Annotated in this window: 11 protein-coding genes; 2 read left to right on the top strand and 9 right to left on the bottom strand. The window is 53.2% G+C overall.

Translation table 11 applies throughout. From position 1 onward, the window contains the following. Positions 1-9: 9 nt before the first annotated feature. Positions 10-1,989: a transketolase gene (gene tkt, locus J0L72_02815; GenBank protein MBN8689707.1), complete on the bottom strand. Its 1,980-nt coding sequence runs from the start codon at positions 1,987-1,989 to the stop codon at positions 10-12. Here tkt and J0L72_02810 point away from each other — a divergent pair. Continuing rightward, complete coding sequence (locus tag J0L72_02810) at positions 1,903-4,410, top strand: hypothetical protein (GenBank protein MBN8689706.1); 2,508 nt, start codon at positions 1,903-1,905, stop codon at positions 4,408-4,410. The two genes, tkt and J0L72_02810, sit on opposite strands and share 87 nt — an antisense overlap. Here J0L72_02810 and J0L72_02805 read toward each other — a convergent pair. From J0L72_02805 to J0L72_02790, 4 genes are all read right to left on the bottom strand, one after another. Continuing rightward, a complete protein-coding gene (locus J0L72_02805; protein MBN8689705.1) occupies positions 4,407-5,063 on the bottom strand; it encodes a class I SAM-dependent methyltransferase in 657 nt (218 codons plus the stop codon). The two genes, J0L72_02810 and J0L72_02805, sit on opposite strands and share 4 nt — an antisense overlap. Positions 5,064-5,157: 94 nt before the next feature. Next, entirely contained in the window at positions 5,158-5,466 is a 309-nt protein-coding gene (gene rpsJ / locus J0L72_02800) for a 30S ribosomal protein S10 (GenBank protein MBN8689704.1), read from the bottom strand. Positions 5,467-5,544: 78 nt separating this feature from the next. Beyond that, a complete protein-coding gene (locus J0L72_02795; protein MBN8689703.1) occupies positions 5,545-6,462 on the bottom strand; it encodes a PEP-CTERM sorting domain-containing protein in 918 nt (305 codons plus the stop codon). Between the two features lie 112 nt (positions 6,463-6,574). Continuing rightward, a complete protein-coding gene (locus J0L72_02790; GenBank protein ID MBN8689702.1) occupies positions 6,575-7,498 on the bottom strand; it encodes an SPFH domain-containing protein in 924 nt (307 codons plus the stop codon). A 79-nt stretch (positions 7,499-7,577) separates the two neighbouring features. Here J0L72_02790 and J0L72_02785 point away from each other — a divergent pair, with 79 nt between their 5' ends. Next, a complete protein-coding gene (locus tag J0L72_02785) occupies positions 7,578-9,014 on the top strand; it encodes a nitronate monooxygenase (GenBank protein MBN8689701.1) in 1,437 nt (478 codons plus the stop codon). Between the two features lie 12 nt (positions 9,015-9,026). On the opposite strand, the gene J0L72_02780 is transcribed toward J0L72_02785, so the two are convergent. Genes J0L72_02780 through J0L72_02765 form a run of 4 tightly spaced genes read right to left on the bottom strand, consistent with a single transcriptional unit; the run spans position 9,027 to position 13,956 of the window. Next, positions 9,027-10,223, bottom strand: coding sequence for a S8 family serine peptidase (locus tag J0L72_02780; protein ID MBN8689700.1), 1,197 nt, complete (start codon positions 10,221-10,223; stop codon positions 9,027-9,029). Then, entirely contained in the window at positions 10,220-12,814 is a 2,595-nt protein-coding gene (locus J0L72_02775; protein MBN8689699.1) for a CHAT domain-containing protein, read from the bottom strand. Before J0L72_02775 ends, J0L72_02780 begins: the two co-directional genes overlap by 4 nt. Then, complete coding sequence (locus J0L72_02770; protein MBN8689698.1) at positions 12,804-13,304, bottom strand: hypothetical protein; 501 nt, start codon at positions 13,302-13,304, stop codon at positions 12,804-12,806. The genes J0L72_02775 and J0L72_02770 overlap by 11 nt, the downstream gene beginning before the upstream one ends. 13 nt (positions 13,305-13,317) lie before the next feature. After that, entirely contained in the window at positions 13,318-13,956 is a 639-nt protein-coding gene (locus J0L72_02765; protein ID MBN8689697.1) for a sigma-70 family RNA polymerase sigma factor, read from the bottom strand. Between the last annotated feature and the right edge of the window lie 324 nt (positions 13,957-14,280).

Raw genomic sequence — 14,280 nt, 5'->3', positions numbered from 1 at the left:
GGAATTCAATCAATTGCTCGAAAAAAGCTTCTTGGCTTCAGCCACGACGTTCTCGACATTGAATCCAAGTTTGTCCATCGCGACCGGGCCAGGTGCGCTCGCGCCGAACCGATCCAACCCTACGTGAGCTGAAGCATATTTTGCCCAGCCCATCGTTGTTCCAGCTTCCACCGAGAGTGTTGGGATGGATTTTGGCAAGACGCTAGACTTGTATGAATCTGATTGCCTTTCGAACAAGAACCACGACGGCAGGCTGACGACGCGAGTGGCAATGCCTTCAGCTTCTAGGCTACTTGCGGCTTGCATCGCGAGCATGACTTCACTGCCCGTGGCCACGATGATCAGCTTCGGATTCTCCGCCGATTTGAGTACATATCCTCCCTTGAACGCTGGATGATCCATTGCGAATTTGGGCGAATGAATCTCCAAATTTTGGCGGCTGGTCACGATCAAACTCGGGAAGTCTTTTGCCGTGGCGGCGATTGCCCAGGCTACCAAAGTCTCGTTGGCATCCGCCGGACGGAAGACGTTGCAGTTCGGGATCGCTCGGCAAGCGGCCAGGTGCTCTACTGGCTGGTGCGTTGGTCCATCTTCTCCCAAACCGATAGAGTCGTGGCTGAAGCAGAAGATCGTTGGAATATGCATCAGCGCAGCGAGGCGAACTGATGGCCTGCAGTAGTCGCTGAACACAAAGAACGTACCAGCCATTCCTCGGGTGCCGCCATGGAGCGTGATACCGTTTGCGGCGGCTGCCATCGCGTGTTCTCGAATCCCAAACGCGATGTTTCGGCCGGCGCGATTCTGCGGGGAGTACCATCCGCCTCCCTTGATCTCGGTCATGACGTTATTGGTGAGGTCCGCACTGCCACCGATGAGGCCGGCAAAGTCATTTCCAACTGCCGCGACAGCGACTCCATTTGCGCCGCGTGTGGCGACCGGCTTGTCGAATTCTGGCGTCGCCAGGAGCGATTCCAAGCTCGCTTCGCCCGAGATCAACTTCGATAGCTCTGCATGTTCGGCTGGGAAGCTGGCAGAATACGCTTTCATCGCTTCGGTCCAAGCAGTTTCTGCCGCTACACCGGTTTCGACGGCCCCCAACATCTGCTCGCTCACTTCCTTTGGGATCCAGAACGTCTTATCCTCAGGCAGACCGAGCGCACGTTTGGTCAGTACGACTTCTTCTGCGCCGAGCGGCGATCCATGCGACTTCTCGCTATTAGCCTTGTTTGGACTTCCGAACCCAATGATCGTTTTGGCTACGATCAAAGTTGGCTTTGAGGACTCGGACTTCGCGGCATCGATTGCACTCGAAACTTGATCGATATCCAACCCGTCCACATGAAGCACTTGCCAGTTCATCGCTTCAAACTTTTTGGAGGTGTCTTCGGTGAAGCTCAAACTCGTGTTGCCGTCGATAGTGATGCTGTTGTCATCGTAGAGGCAGATTAATTTGCCCAGGCCGAGATGGCCCGCTAGCGAGCAAGCTTCCTGCGCCACGCCTTCCATGAGGTCGCCGTCGGAGCAGATCACGTAGGTGAAGTGATCGATAATGTTGTGGCCGGGCCGATTGTAGCGAGCGGCCAAATAAGACTCCGCTATCGCAAATCCGATGGATGTGCTGATTCCTTGCCCAAGCGGCCCAGTGGCCATTTCGACTCCGGGCGTATGGGTATTTTCAGGGTGTCCTGGAGTCCGGCTTCCCCACTGACGGAATTGGTGGATATCTTCCATCGTCACGTCGTAGCCCGTGAGATGAAGCAATGAGTAAATCAGCATCGAGCCGTGACCAGCACTCAAGATGAACCGATCTCGATCGAACCACTTTGGGTTCTTTGGATTGTGTTTTAGGTGACGTGACCACAAAGCATGCGCCATCGGGGCGCATCCCATCGGCATACCCGGATGGCCGCTCTTTGCCTTCTCCACCGCGTCTATCGCCAAGCCGCGAATTACGTTTACACACAGATTATCGAGTTCCGATTGCACCATCGCCACGATGCAAAGGGTACCCCGATGAACCGACCCACCGGGCCCATGCGTCAACCTCTCAGAGGTAGCATTCTCGAACGGATGATTCTTGCCGCGATTTTGACGCTCATTGCCACTCCCACCGCTCCCGCCAAATCGTGGGGGGTCACCGATGTCGGCGGTTTGGTGTGGAACAACGCATCCTATTCCCCTTTTGGAGCAAGAATCGAAGGCACGGGTGAGCAAGTTCGGACAACTCTTTCAGCCGGTGTTAAAGACCTGCTAATCGAGATGCCTGCTGATGGCAGAGCCTGGCCCGATACGTTGGCCGCACTCCAGAATTCGGACGCCAGATTCTTCTTCACGATCCAAAGCAAAGCACCGACCAGCGAAGGAGTAGATGTCTCTCCTGAAGCTTATCGCCTCACTGGGATAACGGGGCCGATGGACCTAGAAGCCAAGCTGCCTGGTTACAAGAGCGCGCTGGTGGTGATCAGCGAGACGAATGGTCAGATCGCAAAGCACTTCAAGGCCAAGATTGATCCTGCTGGCAACCTTCGAGAGCGCATCGTGCCGCCACACTCCGGTGAGTTTGTCATCCTCGTCTACCCGATTGGCACCCACCCGACTTTTGTAGACGCCTGGGAAAAGTTTGATGCTCACCGCGACCGACTTTTGGCAGCGGTCAAGCAGTATGGCGATGAGCCAGGTCTACGAGGCATCTTCAATCCCGCGGGCACGGTGCTCAGCTTCCCGGACGCTAATACAAGGTTTGTCCCGACTTCGCGACGTTTTAGGATGGAGTTTGAGGCTTCATTGAAGCAGAAGTACGGCACTCAGCGCCGACTTGAACAAGCTTGGAACATCTCTGCTTCCGATTTCACTGCGGTCAGCCAGATCGCGCGGCTTGTACCACTTTGGTCGGCGAAGCGCGGGGTCAATTATTTGTGGGATCCAGATACCGATCAAATCTACTCATGCAACAGCCGCTCGAGTAGCGTTTGGGCGGATATTCAAGAGGAGCTTCAGACCACCCTGCGCCGGCGATTCATCAACCTCAGCCGAAATCTGCAAGAGATTGCGCATGTCCCGGTCATCCAACGATGGGCGGGTTGGAACGGACCTTACGAGGGCAATGCGGCAGGGTTATCGGGTTGCAGCGTGATGCTGGAAGGCGATGGCTTTTTGGAAGTTCTGGATAACGTTGCGCGCGCGGCCAGTACCGGTAGTCGATGGGCCAGCGCGCCATTGATTTACGCGGAAGACATTAAGCTGGCGGCATCAGATGATCGACCACGATTGATTCAGACGATCGTAGAAGAGAGCGCAACCATGGGACTGTCAGGATGGTTCGTCTCGCCAAAGTCCGCAGAAGATTTGGCTTGGATCGCCTCCATGAATAACCTTGGAGCCGAGGCGCGAAGCGTGGTGACCAGCCGAACCAGCGTTCTGCCTTTCCCAGAATCTGCCCGAAATCCAGCCCAGCCCATGCGTTTGGGCGGAGGGACTTGGTGGCTGCCCGCTCCCATCGAAGGAAATCGAATCGACCTCGGGAAGTCATTTGCCGGATATCGAATGCGTGGAAACGAGGGGGATCAGGTCGTTCTTTGGCCATCGAAGCCGCTGGAATCGAAGAAGAAGATCAAGCTGATGCTTTCTGATCCGAAGTCCGTCAAAGTGCGGACTCTTGACAACCGGCCAATTGCGTTTAAGATTCAAAAAGGAATTATCGAACTAGACCCGTTTGACGAACCGCTTTCGGTTTTGACGACCGAGGTTCCCGTTCCCGAGATCGCCATCGCTGAGGCGATGAATGAACTGAACGGACTCGTCGCGGCCCTTCCAGCCAACATGCAGAGTCTCACCGATGATATTGAGGCGTTCCGCCAGGCAACGACGATGTTGAAGACGAACCCTGGTGGCGGGTTCCAGGCCATGCGAGTGCGATTGGAGCGGCTGCGCCGCTCTCTGAGTCCATTCATTTGGATCGAAGCCGAGGCGAGCCGCAATCATAACTTCAGCGACATCATTTCATCGCCAGGTGCTTCAAACGGATCGGCGCTCAGCCTCGAGACCGTCTTGACGCCGTTGGAAGGAGTCTTCAAAGCAACCTATAACGTGAGCCCGAGATTCGAAGGGGTTCACCAAATCTGGGTGGCGATGAATGGTGATCGTAGGGCGATCAGTTCGCTCAACGTCCGCCTGTTGAACGAGAGCTTTGGCGCGCAAAGTGGCAAACAGAGCGTCTATGGGGCAGACTTTGGATGGGTGAACTTCGGCCAAGTGAACCTAGGGTTAGGTTCACAAGAGCTCTCCATTGAGGTGAAACCGCCTTTATTGAGCAAGCTCAGCGTCGATGCGATTCTGCTCAGTCCGGCAGGTTATCGACCGGATGGCGTGCGATTGAATTGGGATTTCCCGACCGCTCCCGGCAGAAACTAGAACCCGTGATACACCATAAATGACTTCGAGAGGCCTTTGAACTTCTCGACGATCAGGGTGCCGTCTGGGAACATTTTCTGAAAATCCGATTTGGAGATCAGCAAAATTTCGTCAACAATTTGTTCAGCCTCTGTTCTACTCGACGCTGGACCTGCGAATCCCACTCGACGCTTTTGAATCATTCGTATTCTCATCTCTCGAGGCAGGAATTGCCATAGCGGGAAAAGAAAATGAGGCTCTATCGGGAAGTATTTATTCGGAGTCTGCACGAAATATCTCTTGCCAACTCGGCGGACTTCCGAAGCCATCTTGAATTGATTTTCGGTCGTAAATAGGTGCTCAATCACCGAATTGCTGTACACGATATCAAAGGATTGATCTGCATACTCAGGCATTGAGATCGCGTTACCAGCCACGCTAGTTACATTGGGCCAATCGCTGTTTCGAGGATTGAGATTCATGCAAACAATCTCGACACCCTCAACTTGGAAACCAAGGACCTTCCAATAGTTCGGTTCGCCGCCAACATCCAAAATTCGGCATGGCTTAGGCACATTTTCAAGAAGATCCAGAAAGAGCTTCATGCGCTTTTGGCGCATTTGTCGACCTACCGATTGCTCGCCAGTGTAATAAACGTCGTCGCTCTTAAGCATAAGGTGTCCCGTATATTACCCATGTTCCATAAATGCAAAAAGAACTCCTGGAATGAATCATCCGGGAGTTCTTTTTGTTTTGATGCCACTTAGATCAGGTCTTGATCTGAATGTCAACGCCGCTAGCAAGATCAAGGCGCATCAATGCGTCGATCGTCTTGTTCGTTGGATCGTGAATATCGATCAAACGATTGTGAGTGCGGATTTCGAAGTGCTCCATCGATTCCTTATCGATGTGTGGACCGCGAATAACGCAGAATCGTCGCAAATTGGTCGGCAGTGGAATCGGTCCACTGATTCGAGCGCCAGTCCGTCGAGCGGTTTCGGCAATCTTTTCAGCAGACTGATCCAGCACGCGATGATCATACGCTCGGAGGCGAATTCTTACACGAGGTGCTTTCATAAATTTTCTCAGTCGCGAATTCCAGGCTAAGCAGCACGTGCTTTCGTCCCCAACCTCGCAACCCGAATATGATACCCGCTAAGCTCGCCGCCTTCGCAACAATCCAGCAATACCCAAGCCAACTGCTAGCATCGTTGCAGGCTCTGGAACCACTTCGAGACTAGAACCGGAAGCCTTCCATCCATGCCAGTCTCCTTCGTAGGCTCCGCCGATGATGCCGAGATTGCCCTGGTAGATACCAGGAGCGTTGGACGGAGTTGCCTTCCAACTGGAGTGAAGGTCTTGACGGCTGGAACTCGGAGTGATGGTCTGGTTGAACCAGTTACCGATGAAGTTGTCTAGGACCAACTGGTCTGAATTTCCTGGGTCACCGAGCCCAAATCCTGCGACATACCAAGTCGTTGTTTTGATGTCGCGATTGCTCGAATTGTGGAATTCAACAGAAGCCTGGCTGATTTGATTTGGACCAATTGCAGCCGGACTCATCGTGGCCGTCGCTTCGGCCGTCAGCGAAGGAATAACTTCGATGAAGTTATCAAAGGATGCGAGAACGTCCTCTGCGGTATCGCTGTTCCCGCCAATAATCTCCACCCGAAAATCGTACAGTCCGGCATTCACCGAGCTGTTGACAACGCCGCTTCGCCGCAGGATTCCATCAAAATTCCAGTTCGCTTCGCCATTGATTGCGGTTCCCAATTCGTAGGTGTGCCCGGAATATCCGCTACCCAAATCACCGTAAAAGAAAGTCGATGTATTCAGATTGATATTCGGGTCCCACGACACGCCCGGGATAAAGTTGATGGCATTTATGAACAAGGTTGGGTCGGTCGCCGCCTTGTAGAAGTTCACGCCGTACTTGGTTTCTGTCCAAGCGAGCCCGGCATCGCTCTTGAGAGCAGAAAGTGTGTCGCCGTGACTTCGGGTGAAACTTGGATCGGCAAAGGCCAACCCACAAACACTCAATCCTAACGCTAACGTAATTAGTCGAAATTTCATTGCAATTCTCACAACCCAGGGCTAAAGGATGCCCCAGCAAAATGATCGTACATAAAAAAATCGAGCCGTTCCAGAAGAATCACGGAACGGCTCGAATTTTGACGGAAGATCGTTATATTTTTGGTGGCTTCGGGCCCGGAACACCACCGGCGGCCTCGGCGCCCATAAACATCCCTGCGATGCTCTTTTGAAGATCCTCGACGGATTGCGGCGAGAACGGCACCAACATGATCTTGGCGTTGCTCTGACCGATGTTGTTGAGCATATCGTAATGCTGGTTGAGGATCAGTAGTTGCATCACCGCGTGGTCGTCCGCGCCAGACATCCCCTCGCGCATCAGTTCTGCAGCGATCTTGATACCTTTGGCGATCTCGATTCTCTGGTTTGCAATTCCCTCACCTTGGAGTTTCTTGCTTTCGGCTTCCGCTTCGGCCTTCTTCACCATCTGAATTCGGTGAGCTTCACCTTCGTTTTCTGCGGCCTTCTTGAGGTTTTCAGTCTCAAGCACTTTGTTCATTGCTGCCACAACTTCGGCGGCGGGCATGATTTCGGTGACCAACGAGTTGGTGATCTGGAATCCGAATTGTGCCATTCGAGTGCTCAGTTGCATGTTTACCGCTTCACCGATGGAGTCTTGGTGAGCGAACACATCTGCAAGGTTCATGTCCGCGACTTTTGCCCGAACGGTGTTGCTGACGAACGCCGAAATCTGCTCTGCCGGATTGGCGAGCAAATAGAACGCTTCGTACACAGAAGTCGGAATGACGATGAACTGGACGCGGACAAAAACGCTGATGAAGTTGTTGTCTCGCGTCTTGAATTTGCCTGGGATATCGAGTTCGCGAACCTGTAGAGACACCCTCCCACGCACGCTTTCGATGAGCGGAATCTTAAAGTTGAGTCCTGGACCGGCGGTTCTCACAAATTTCCCGAGCCGCTCGATCACAGCAACTTCTTGTTGCTGCACGATGAAAAGCCCGGAGAACAGGATGATGACCCCCAGAACAGATAAGACGATCGTTACAATATTTTCCATTGTCGCCATCAACAAAGACGCAGAATTGTGGTGTTACGTTGCAATCCAGCCCTGCCTCACCGAGTAAGCTATAGGCTTCATGTCGTTGCCACAAATTATCCAAGGTGGAATGGGCGTCGCAGTATCCGATTGGCGCCTCGCTCGTGCGGTTTCGATGAAGGGACAGCTCGGAGTAGTCTCCGGCACTGCCCTCGATCTCGTGATAACTCGCCGGCTCCAAGACGGTGATTTAGGTGGTCACGTAAAACGTGCGCTGGATCATTTCCCAATTCCTGAGATGGCGAAACGCATTTGGGATCGCTATTTTGTAGCTGGGGGAAAATCTCCAGACGAGCCGTACAAATCCAAGCCGCTTCCTTCTGCTGAACCGAGCCAATCGCTTTTAGAACTCATTACGGTCGCAAATTTTGTTGAGGTGTTTTTGGCCAAGCAGGGCCACGACGGTCCTGTCGGAATCAACTTGCTTGAAAAGATTCAAGTTCCGACCCTCCCATCGCTCTACGGTGCGATGTTGGCAGGTGTCGATTACGTTTTGATGGGTGCCGGTATCCCGCGCCATATCCCCGGTGCGCTGGATAAGCTCGCAAAGCTCGAGCCAGCATCACTTCCAGTAGATGTCGCGAACGCTGAACCAGGCGAGAACTGGGCGACCCACTTCGATCCAAGAGGATTTGTCGCCGCTGGCATTCAGCAGCTCAAGCGACCAATGTTCCTTGCCATCGTGTCGAGCGCATCGCTCGCGATCATGCTCTCGCGCAAGGCGTCCGGCAAGGTCGATGGTTTTGTGATCGAAGGCTGGACCGCTGGTGGGCACAACGCACCACCTCGGGGCAAGATGGAGCTCAATGAAATCGGCGAACCGATTTATGGCGAACGCGACGTGGCCGACCTCGCGCAGTTCCGCGAACTCGGACTACCATTCTGGCTTGCAGGATCGTACGGAACCCGCGAAGGACTTCGAAAGGCTCAAGATCAAGGAGCTGCTGGAATTCAAGTCGGCACCGCGTTCGCATTTTGTGACGATTCGGGAATCGACCCGCACCTGAAGTACGAGGTCTTACGAAAGAGTCAGGCTCAACAGGTTCATACTTACACCGATCCGCTTGCTTCACCGACCGGATTTCCTTTCAAGGTCGTTGGCCTAGAAAACACATTGTCCCAAGCCAAGGTTTACGAGAACCGCGAACGAATTTGCGACCTCGGATACTTGCGCGAACTGTACAAGATGGAAAATGGCAAGCTAGGCTATCGATGCCCAAGCGAACCGATTGACGACTTTGTCCGAAAGGGTGGCGATGTTGCCGAGTGCAGCGGACGAAAGTGCATTTGCAACGGTCTTATGGCCACCGTTGGTATGGCTCAAGTGCGTAAAGACGGCACAAAGGAACTCCCGATCATGACGGCAGGGGATGAGGTCCACTCGGTTGCGCAGTTCGTGCCAGAAGGCAAGACGAGTTACTCTGCGGCGGACGTGATCGAGTACCTGCTCGGAGCGCTGGTACCCGATCGTCGATAGTCCGCAAAGTTTCTAGCGCTGATTCATCAGCGGCCAGTCGATTCGAACTCCAACTTTATCAATGAAGTTCGGATTAACTGGATTGATGTTGACGCCACGTCGGTACAAGAATCGTCGCAGGTTTTGTGACGACTGGACCGGAAGCGAACGCATTCGATCAGCGATCACACCGGTGACCACGGCGTTGGCGAACGAAGTTCCAGACCAAGACACCAAGTCACCATCCCAGAACGTGCTGACCAGGTTTTCGCCTGGGGCAGAGAATTTCAACCGACTGCTGAAGTTACTCCAAGGAGATTTGCGATCTTTGGAGTCAACACTCCCGACAGAAATCACCTTATCCTCTTTTGCAGGATAAAGCAGTCTCGAAAGCGCGTCATTCCCACTCGGTGCAACAACAGTGATCCCGTTTTCATCGCACCAGTCGATCATTTTGTCCAGACCTGGAATTTCGTCCAGCGAACCGAAGCTGAGATTCACGATTTCACAGCCGTTTGCTTTCGCAAATGTAAGCCCCTTGATGATGGACCAAGAAGTTGCAATTCCATCCGCATCCGCGACTTTGACGTTGACAATAGACGCGTTTGGAGCTAGAGCCAAAATCAAACCGGTCACAAATGTGCCGTGGCCGACCGCGTCATCGTAGGTACCACTTCCATTCGAATCCACTCGCTCTGGCTGGTCAATCGCTCGATGCTCACCGTTAAATGCGTTGTAGCTAGCGGCGAATCTGGTTGAAAGCTTTGGAAATTGGGAAGAAAATCCTGTATCAAGAACGCCAACCCGGACAGTTCGCTGCGATGAAGTGAACGGGGTGTACTGATATCGAATCTGCTGCATGAGAGTCGAGTTCAGCTCGTTCATGACTGCACTGCCAAAGACAGCCGCGATCTTTCCACCGAGTCTGCCCTGGCTCTTGGGTGCCTCACTGTGCCCTGGGGAGCACATATCGCATTGCTCGGTCGCCCATTCGGCAAGGTTCAAATTTTCAAGCATCGCCTCGACATTCTCGACGCAGAAGGTGTCGGGAACTTCGATCAATATGAATCGATCGAACGGGGTTGAATCCTCGATTCCCAAGCCAAGTGCAATTTTCACTTGCTCTTCATCTACGTTCGGCCTAAGCCGAGCAATCACGCTCCCGGCACCAAACGCGAACTGGCTCGTCGCGATGGTCATCAGTGCTGCGGTGACAATCCTATTCTTCATTTCTGACTTATATATCCTCGGAACTCAATAATCGATGCCCAAAAATAAGGGTGCGGCCGGACCGCTTTCACTGCATTCTGCGCGCTTTGTGCACAGTATACGGCGGATTTCCCATTTTTGAGCTGTTTGTGAAACACAGTCGTCCACAAAGGCGCAGTTTGATCGTCCACCGCCCATTGACCTGCGAAAACACTTTTCGCGCCTAGCGCCAAAAATGCTCTGCAAAGACCGTTGGGTTCAAATCGGTGGGCCGTACTGAGTGCGCCCGAGTGGCATGCTGCCAACACCGCCAAATCAACTTGCGCAGGACTGCGCGAAATTTCTGCTGCAAACAGCTCGCCGTCTTCAAATTCAATCGAAGAGAGCATCGGGTTTGCGGGCCGATAGTGCCCGTGAGCCGCGACATGAAGCGCTCGAATCGGCTCCGAATTGTTCAGGCTATCCCGAGCTTGCGCCACGGACGTGCACACTTCTGCATCTGGATAAACTTCTAGCAATCCTTCAAGCTCCGCCCGGACGTGTGGCAATTCGTCAGTCATTTGCACCCAGATCACGACACGGCCTTGCTTGAGCACGGTATCGCTGGATTCGGATCGCCCTGGCAAGAGAATGTGTCCCACCAAATGGTCTTGACAAAGTGCTTGCCATGGCACACTCCAGAAAATCCCTTCGGGAGCGATCTGGTGGATATTCTGGTTCAGTTGAAGCAAGTCCTGCAACTCAGCGATCATCTCACATAGCGCTGAATGGTCTGGTTCCGAACCGAGTCCTGGAGCACCAAGTTCAAAGTGGAGCCAGCGAAGCCTCTGGGTCAGTTGTTCTTTTGTGATCTTGAGCCTAGCGGCCGTTCCATTGCAGATTTGAAACAGATCGTTCCTTGCTTCCAGATAGATCGCGGTGGAATCCAGGCTCTGGAGTTCGAACCGTGGAATCAACACGGATTCGAGCCGCATGCTGGCCTCGGTCCAGCGCCGTTGCAAATTGGCGTTGCTGGCGAGCGTAACGCCTTTACGCTTTCCTTCCGTTGCATCCGGACCAGCTTCCTTTGCGAATTCGGCCCTTAGATTTTCGAGCTCAGACAATATCTCTTGGTCGTGGGAACTGTTCGCGCGCAAGACTTCGTCAACTAGCGCGATGGATCGAGCTTGTACGATGATTTGAATCGCTTCTTTCGTCGCTTGTTCCGTTCCTTCCGATAGTCGATCTGCGACGACTGATTGGATTGCATCAACTTTGTCATCGAGGTAGCTCATCAGCGAAACTCGGCTTTGGAGCTTCAGCCGGTCTTGCCAGATGGAATCGAGCATTCGTTCTTGAGATTGCCTTTTCTTTGCGCCAGTTACCCTCTGCGACGATAGTAAATGGAACTTCCACTCTTCGCTGCTGTCTTTCAGCTTGCCAAGCGCGCGAAGTGACCGCACATCGCCACGCTCCGCCATCAGCACAAAGTGCGGCGCAATGAGCTTTGAGAGTCGCTTTTTTTGGATTACTGCGATTCCGTCTTCCGCGCAAGCCCAATCCGACTTGGACCATTTCGTCTTGAGCGATAAACCAATACGGTTGACCTCAGCGACCCAGACCGGATCACCGTACTCGGAATAGATTCTTCTAGCCGTTGAAAGAGCGGATTTCGCTTCGCGGAGATTGCCTTGGTTGATGCGAGCTGTCGCGATCTCTTGCCAACATCCTCCACGGTGTACCGGCATTGCCTTTGCCCAAGGGAGTGAGAGTGCTTCCAGCGCGCAGTCTTCGGCCTCTGCATGGAGGTTGAGCGCGGCGTAAACCGCGGCAAGGTCGTGAAGAACTCGAAACGCTTCTTCGTCTTCACGGTCAAATTGAAATTTGATCTTCAGCAGTTCACTGAGGGCGACATCGAGATTTCCCCGAAGACGCTCTGCCGCCGCGAGATTCATTCTGGCAATTGAGGCATAGTACGGCATCTCCGCCTCTTCAAACAGGCTGATCGCCTCTCGCGTAACCTCGAAAATGGCCTCGCTAGAATCGGTGCCAAGCAAGCTCGTCGACTTCCCTACAAGTGCTTGAGCCAGATCCACTTTTGAATCTGCAGCACGAAAATGAGCGATCGCTCGTTCGTACCATTTTGCCGCTTGCAGATTGTTGTCGTACCAAGAAAAGGCATGACCAGTGTTCAACGCGACTCGCCCGGAGCCGATTTCCGATCCGCCCAGCGATCTTTCGTAAAGATTTGCCCCATACTTGGTTGCCTGGTTAGTCCGACCCGCCCGCGCCAAAGAATCAATGGCACCTACCGAAAAAAGTGCGCCGAGATCGGCAGGCGCAAATTCGCCAGCCTTCTCGAACTCGGGGACACTCGCCAACCACTTCCCTTGCAACCGCAGTGAAATTGCTCGCGCGCGATGACCGAAGTGCTGAAGCCCTGAAATGGATCGCAGTTCGGAAAGTGCATCTGCGAGTAGCTTCGCCCTTTGCGGCTTTGTGCCGAGTTCAGCGAGAAGTGCCGAAAAGGCTGCGTTTGCGAATTCCGGGCTAGCGGATTGCCGAACCAACTTTCGGGCCGCGGCAAGGCTGCTTGCCGCAAAAATCCTCTTTATGGTTTGATCAGTCGGCATTATCGAGGAGTTGCCTCCCGTTCGCTACCTCAATTCGCTGATCGAGCCGGCTAATTACGAGTTCTGGATGGTTAAGATCGCGAACTTCCGAGCGAAAATGCCCTGAAGCTTCGACTTCAATGGATTGATCGTCGATGGAGACACAGGAATCTGCAGGGGTCACTTTGCCTACGATTTCCCAGCCCAACGGGAGCGGTGTGTAGACCAGCCGGAGCTTGACCCCCTCGTCTTCGAAGCTGAAAGAATGCTGTTCAGACGCAGAACGAGCTTGTAATGCCAATTTGGGGGCAATTGGTTTGACCCAGCGAGCCACCCGCTGGCCACCGATCATCGTACCGATTGCACGGTTCAAGGCGTCGGCACTCGGAGTATCGAAGCGTTGTTGTAGAAACTGGCAAATCTCACCCAAACCAGCAAGCCGTTGTTGTTCAGCTGGCGAAACGTTCCCCAACACTGAGATCGGCTGCTCGTTCAGAGCAACCTCTACCATAGAAACCAAGCGATCATTTGGGCGATTGAACATAGTTCCTCCTCATAGAGTTTCGCCCACGGCGTCTTGATACATCCTCCTCAAAAAAGTGATTCTTTTGCAGAATTTTGCGTAAGCTCTCGATGCATCTCGCTCTTGTAGGACCGATCGATCCGAGCGGGATGTTGAGTTCCGAAGAGATCTGCTCGTATGAAGTGGGATGGTCCGAAAAGATGGCGGAAAGCAGCTTTCGGCATCGCTCATCCAGTGCTTCAAATCCAGCAAATGCGGCTTCGTATTGCATTCCATCCAGGATCAATGCCTCGGTGGCTTGCTCATCTTGGTGGATGACCTCTTCTAGCAGTTCTGTAGTTTCGTCGGAACTGGTGGTACGGCGTTGTAGCCGAGAGATGCGCACCGATTCGCGCCCAGCCGTAACGACCAACCACCTGCTGAGCCGACTCCCATGCTCGATTCGATCTAGATTCTTGTGGAGGGCGATAAAAGTCGCTTGATAGACATCTTCAGAATCTTCGCGGGAGAGACCCGCTTGGCGTGCTACCGAATAGACCAAGTTTGAATAGCTTCGAACGATTTGTTCCCAGGCACGCGTATCGCCGCGCCCTGCCCTTTTCAGCAGAATGTGTGCGGTTTCAGGTTCGAGCCATGCCATGAAGTACTTGTTGTAGTCTAGCGCAAATGGTGGACTACTGCTGGCCGCTCGCAAAATTCATCATGCCATCCACACGGTGAGAAAAACTTCATGAAAATTGCTGTATCAAATGATTCTCACCCTCCCTCTTCTTGAGCAGATCACGGAAAAAGGAAGCAGAGTTTGATGCAATGTGCCTTCTGGCTTAGGCACTTGCGACAAAAATCAGACTTTAGCCTACGGCCGGGATTAGCTTCGATAATGAAACGACAATCCTGATGAGTCAATCGCAATATTGCTCGGGAAAACATTCCTCATCGCTAGGGCCGGAATTGCTTATTCCGG

This window comes from Armatimonadota bacterium, assembly GCA_017303935.1.
In the GTDB taxonomy this organism is placed as follows: Bacteria; Armatimonadota; Fimbriimonadia; order Fimbriimonadales; family Fimbriimonadaceae; genus JAFLBD01.
This window is presented reverse-complemented; position numbering and strand designations above follow the sequence as displayed.

Excerpts from the sequence above, each read along its gene's own strand:
- J0L72_02790 (MBN8689702.1), bottom strand. The coding sequence starts at position 7,498 with ATGGAAAATATTGTAACGATCGTCTTATCTGTTCTGGGGGTCATCATC.
- J0L72_02810 (MBN8689706.1), top strand. The coding sequence starts at position 1,903 with ATGGCCGCTCTTTGCCTTCTCCACCGCGTCTATCGCCAAGCCGCGAAT.
- J0L72_02775 (MBN8689699.1), bottom strand. The coding sequence starts at position 12,814 with ATGCCGACTGATCAAACCATAAAGAGGATTTTTGCGGCAAGCAGCCTT.
- J0L72_02785 (MBN8689701.1), top strand. The coding sequence starts at position 7,578 with ATGTCGTTGCCACAAATTATCCAAGGTGGAATGGGCGTCGCAGTATCC.
- J0L72_02780 (MBN8689700.1), bottom strand. The coding sequence starts at position 10,223 with ATGAAGAATAGGATTGTCACCGCAGCACTGATGACCATCGCGACGAGC.
- J0L72_02795 (MBN8689703.1), bottom strand. The coding sequence starts at position 6,462 with ATGAAATTTCGACTAATTACGTTAGCGTTAGGATTGAGTGTTTGTGGG.
- J0L72_02770 (MBN8689698.1), bottom strand. The coding sequence starts at position 13,304 with ATGGTAGAGGTTGCTCTGAACGAGCAGCCGATCTCAGTGTTGGGGAAC.
- rpsJ (MBN8689704.1), bottom strand. The coding sequence starts at position 5,466 with ATGAAAGCACCTCGTGTAAGAATTCGCCTCCGAGCGTATGATCATCGC.
- J0L72_02765 (MBN8689697.1), bottom strand. The coding sequence starts at position 13,956 with ATGGCATGGCTCGAACCTGAAACCGCACACATTCTGCTGAAAAGGGCA.
- J0L72_02805 (MBN8689705.1), bottom strand. The coding sequence starts at position 5,063 with ATGCTTAAGAGCGACGACGTTTATTACACTGGCGAGCAATCGGTAGGT.
- tkt (MBN8689707.1), bottom strand. The coding sequence starts at position 1,989 with ATGGTGCAATCGGAACTCGATAATCTGTGTGTAAACGTAATTCGCGGC.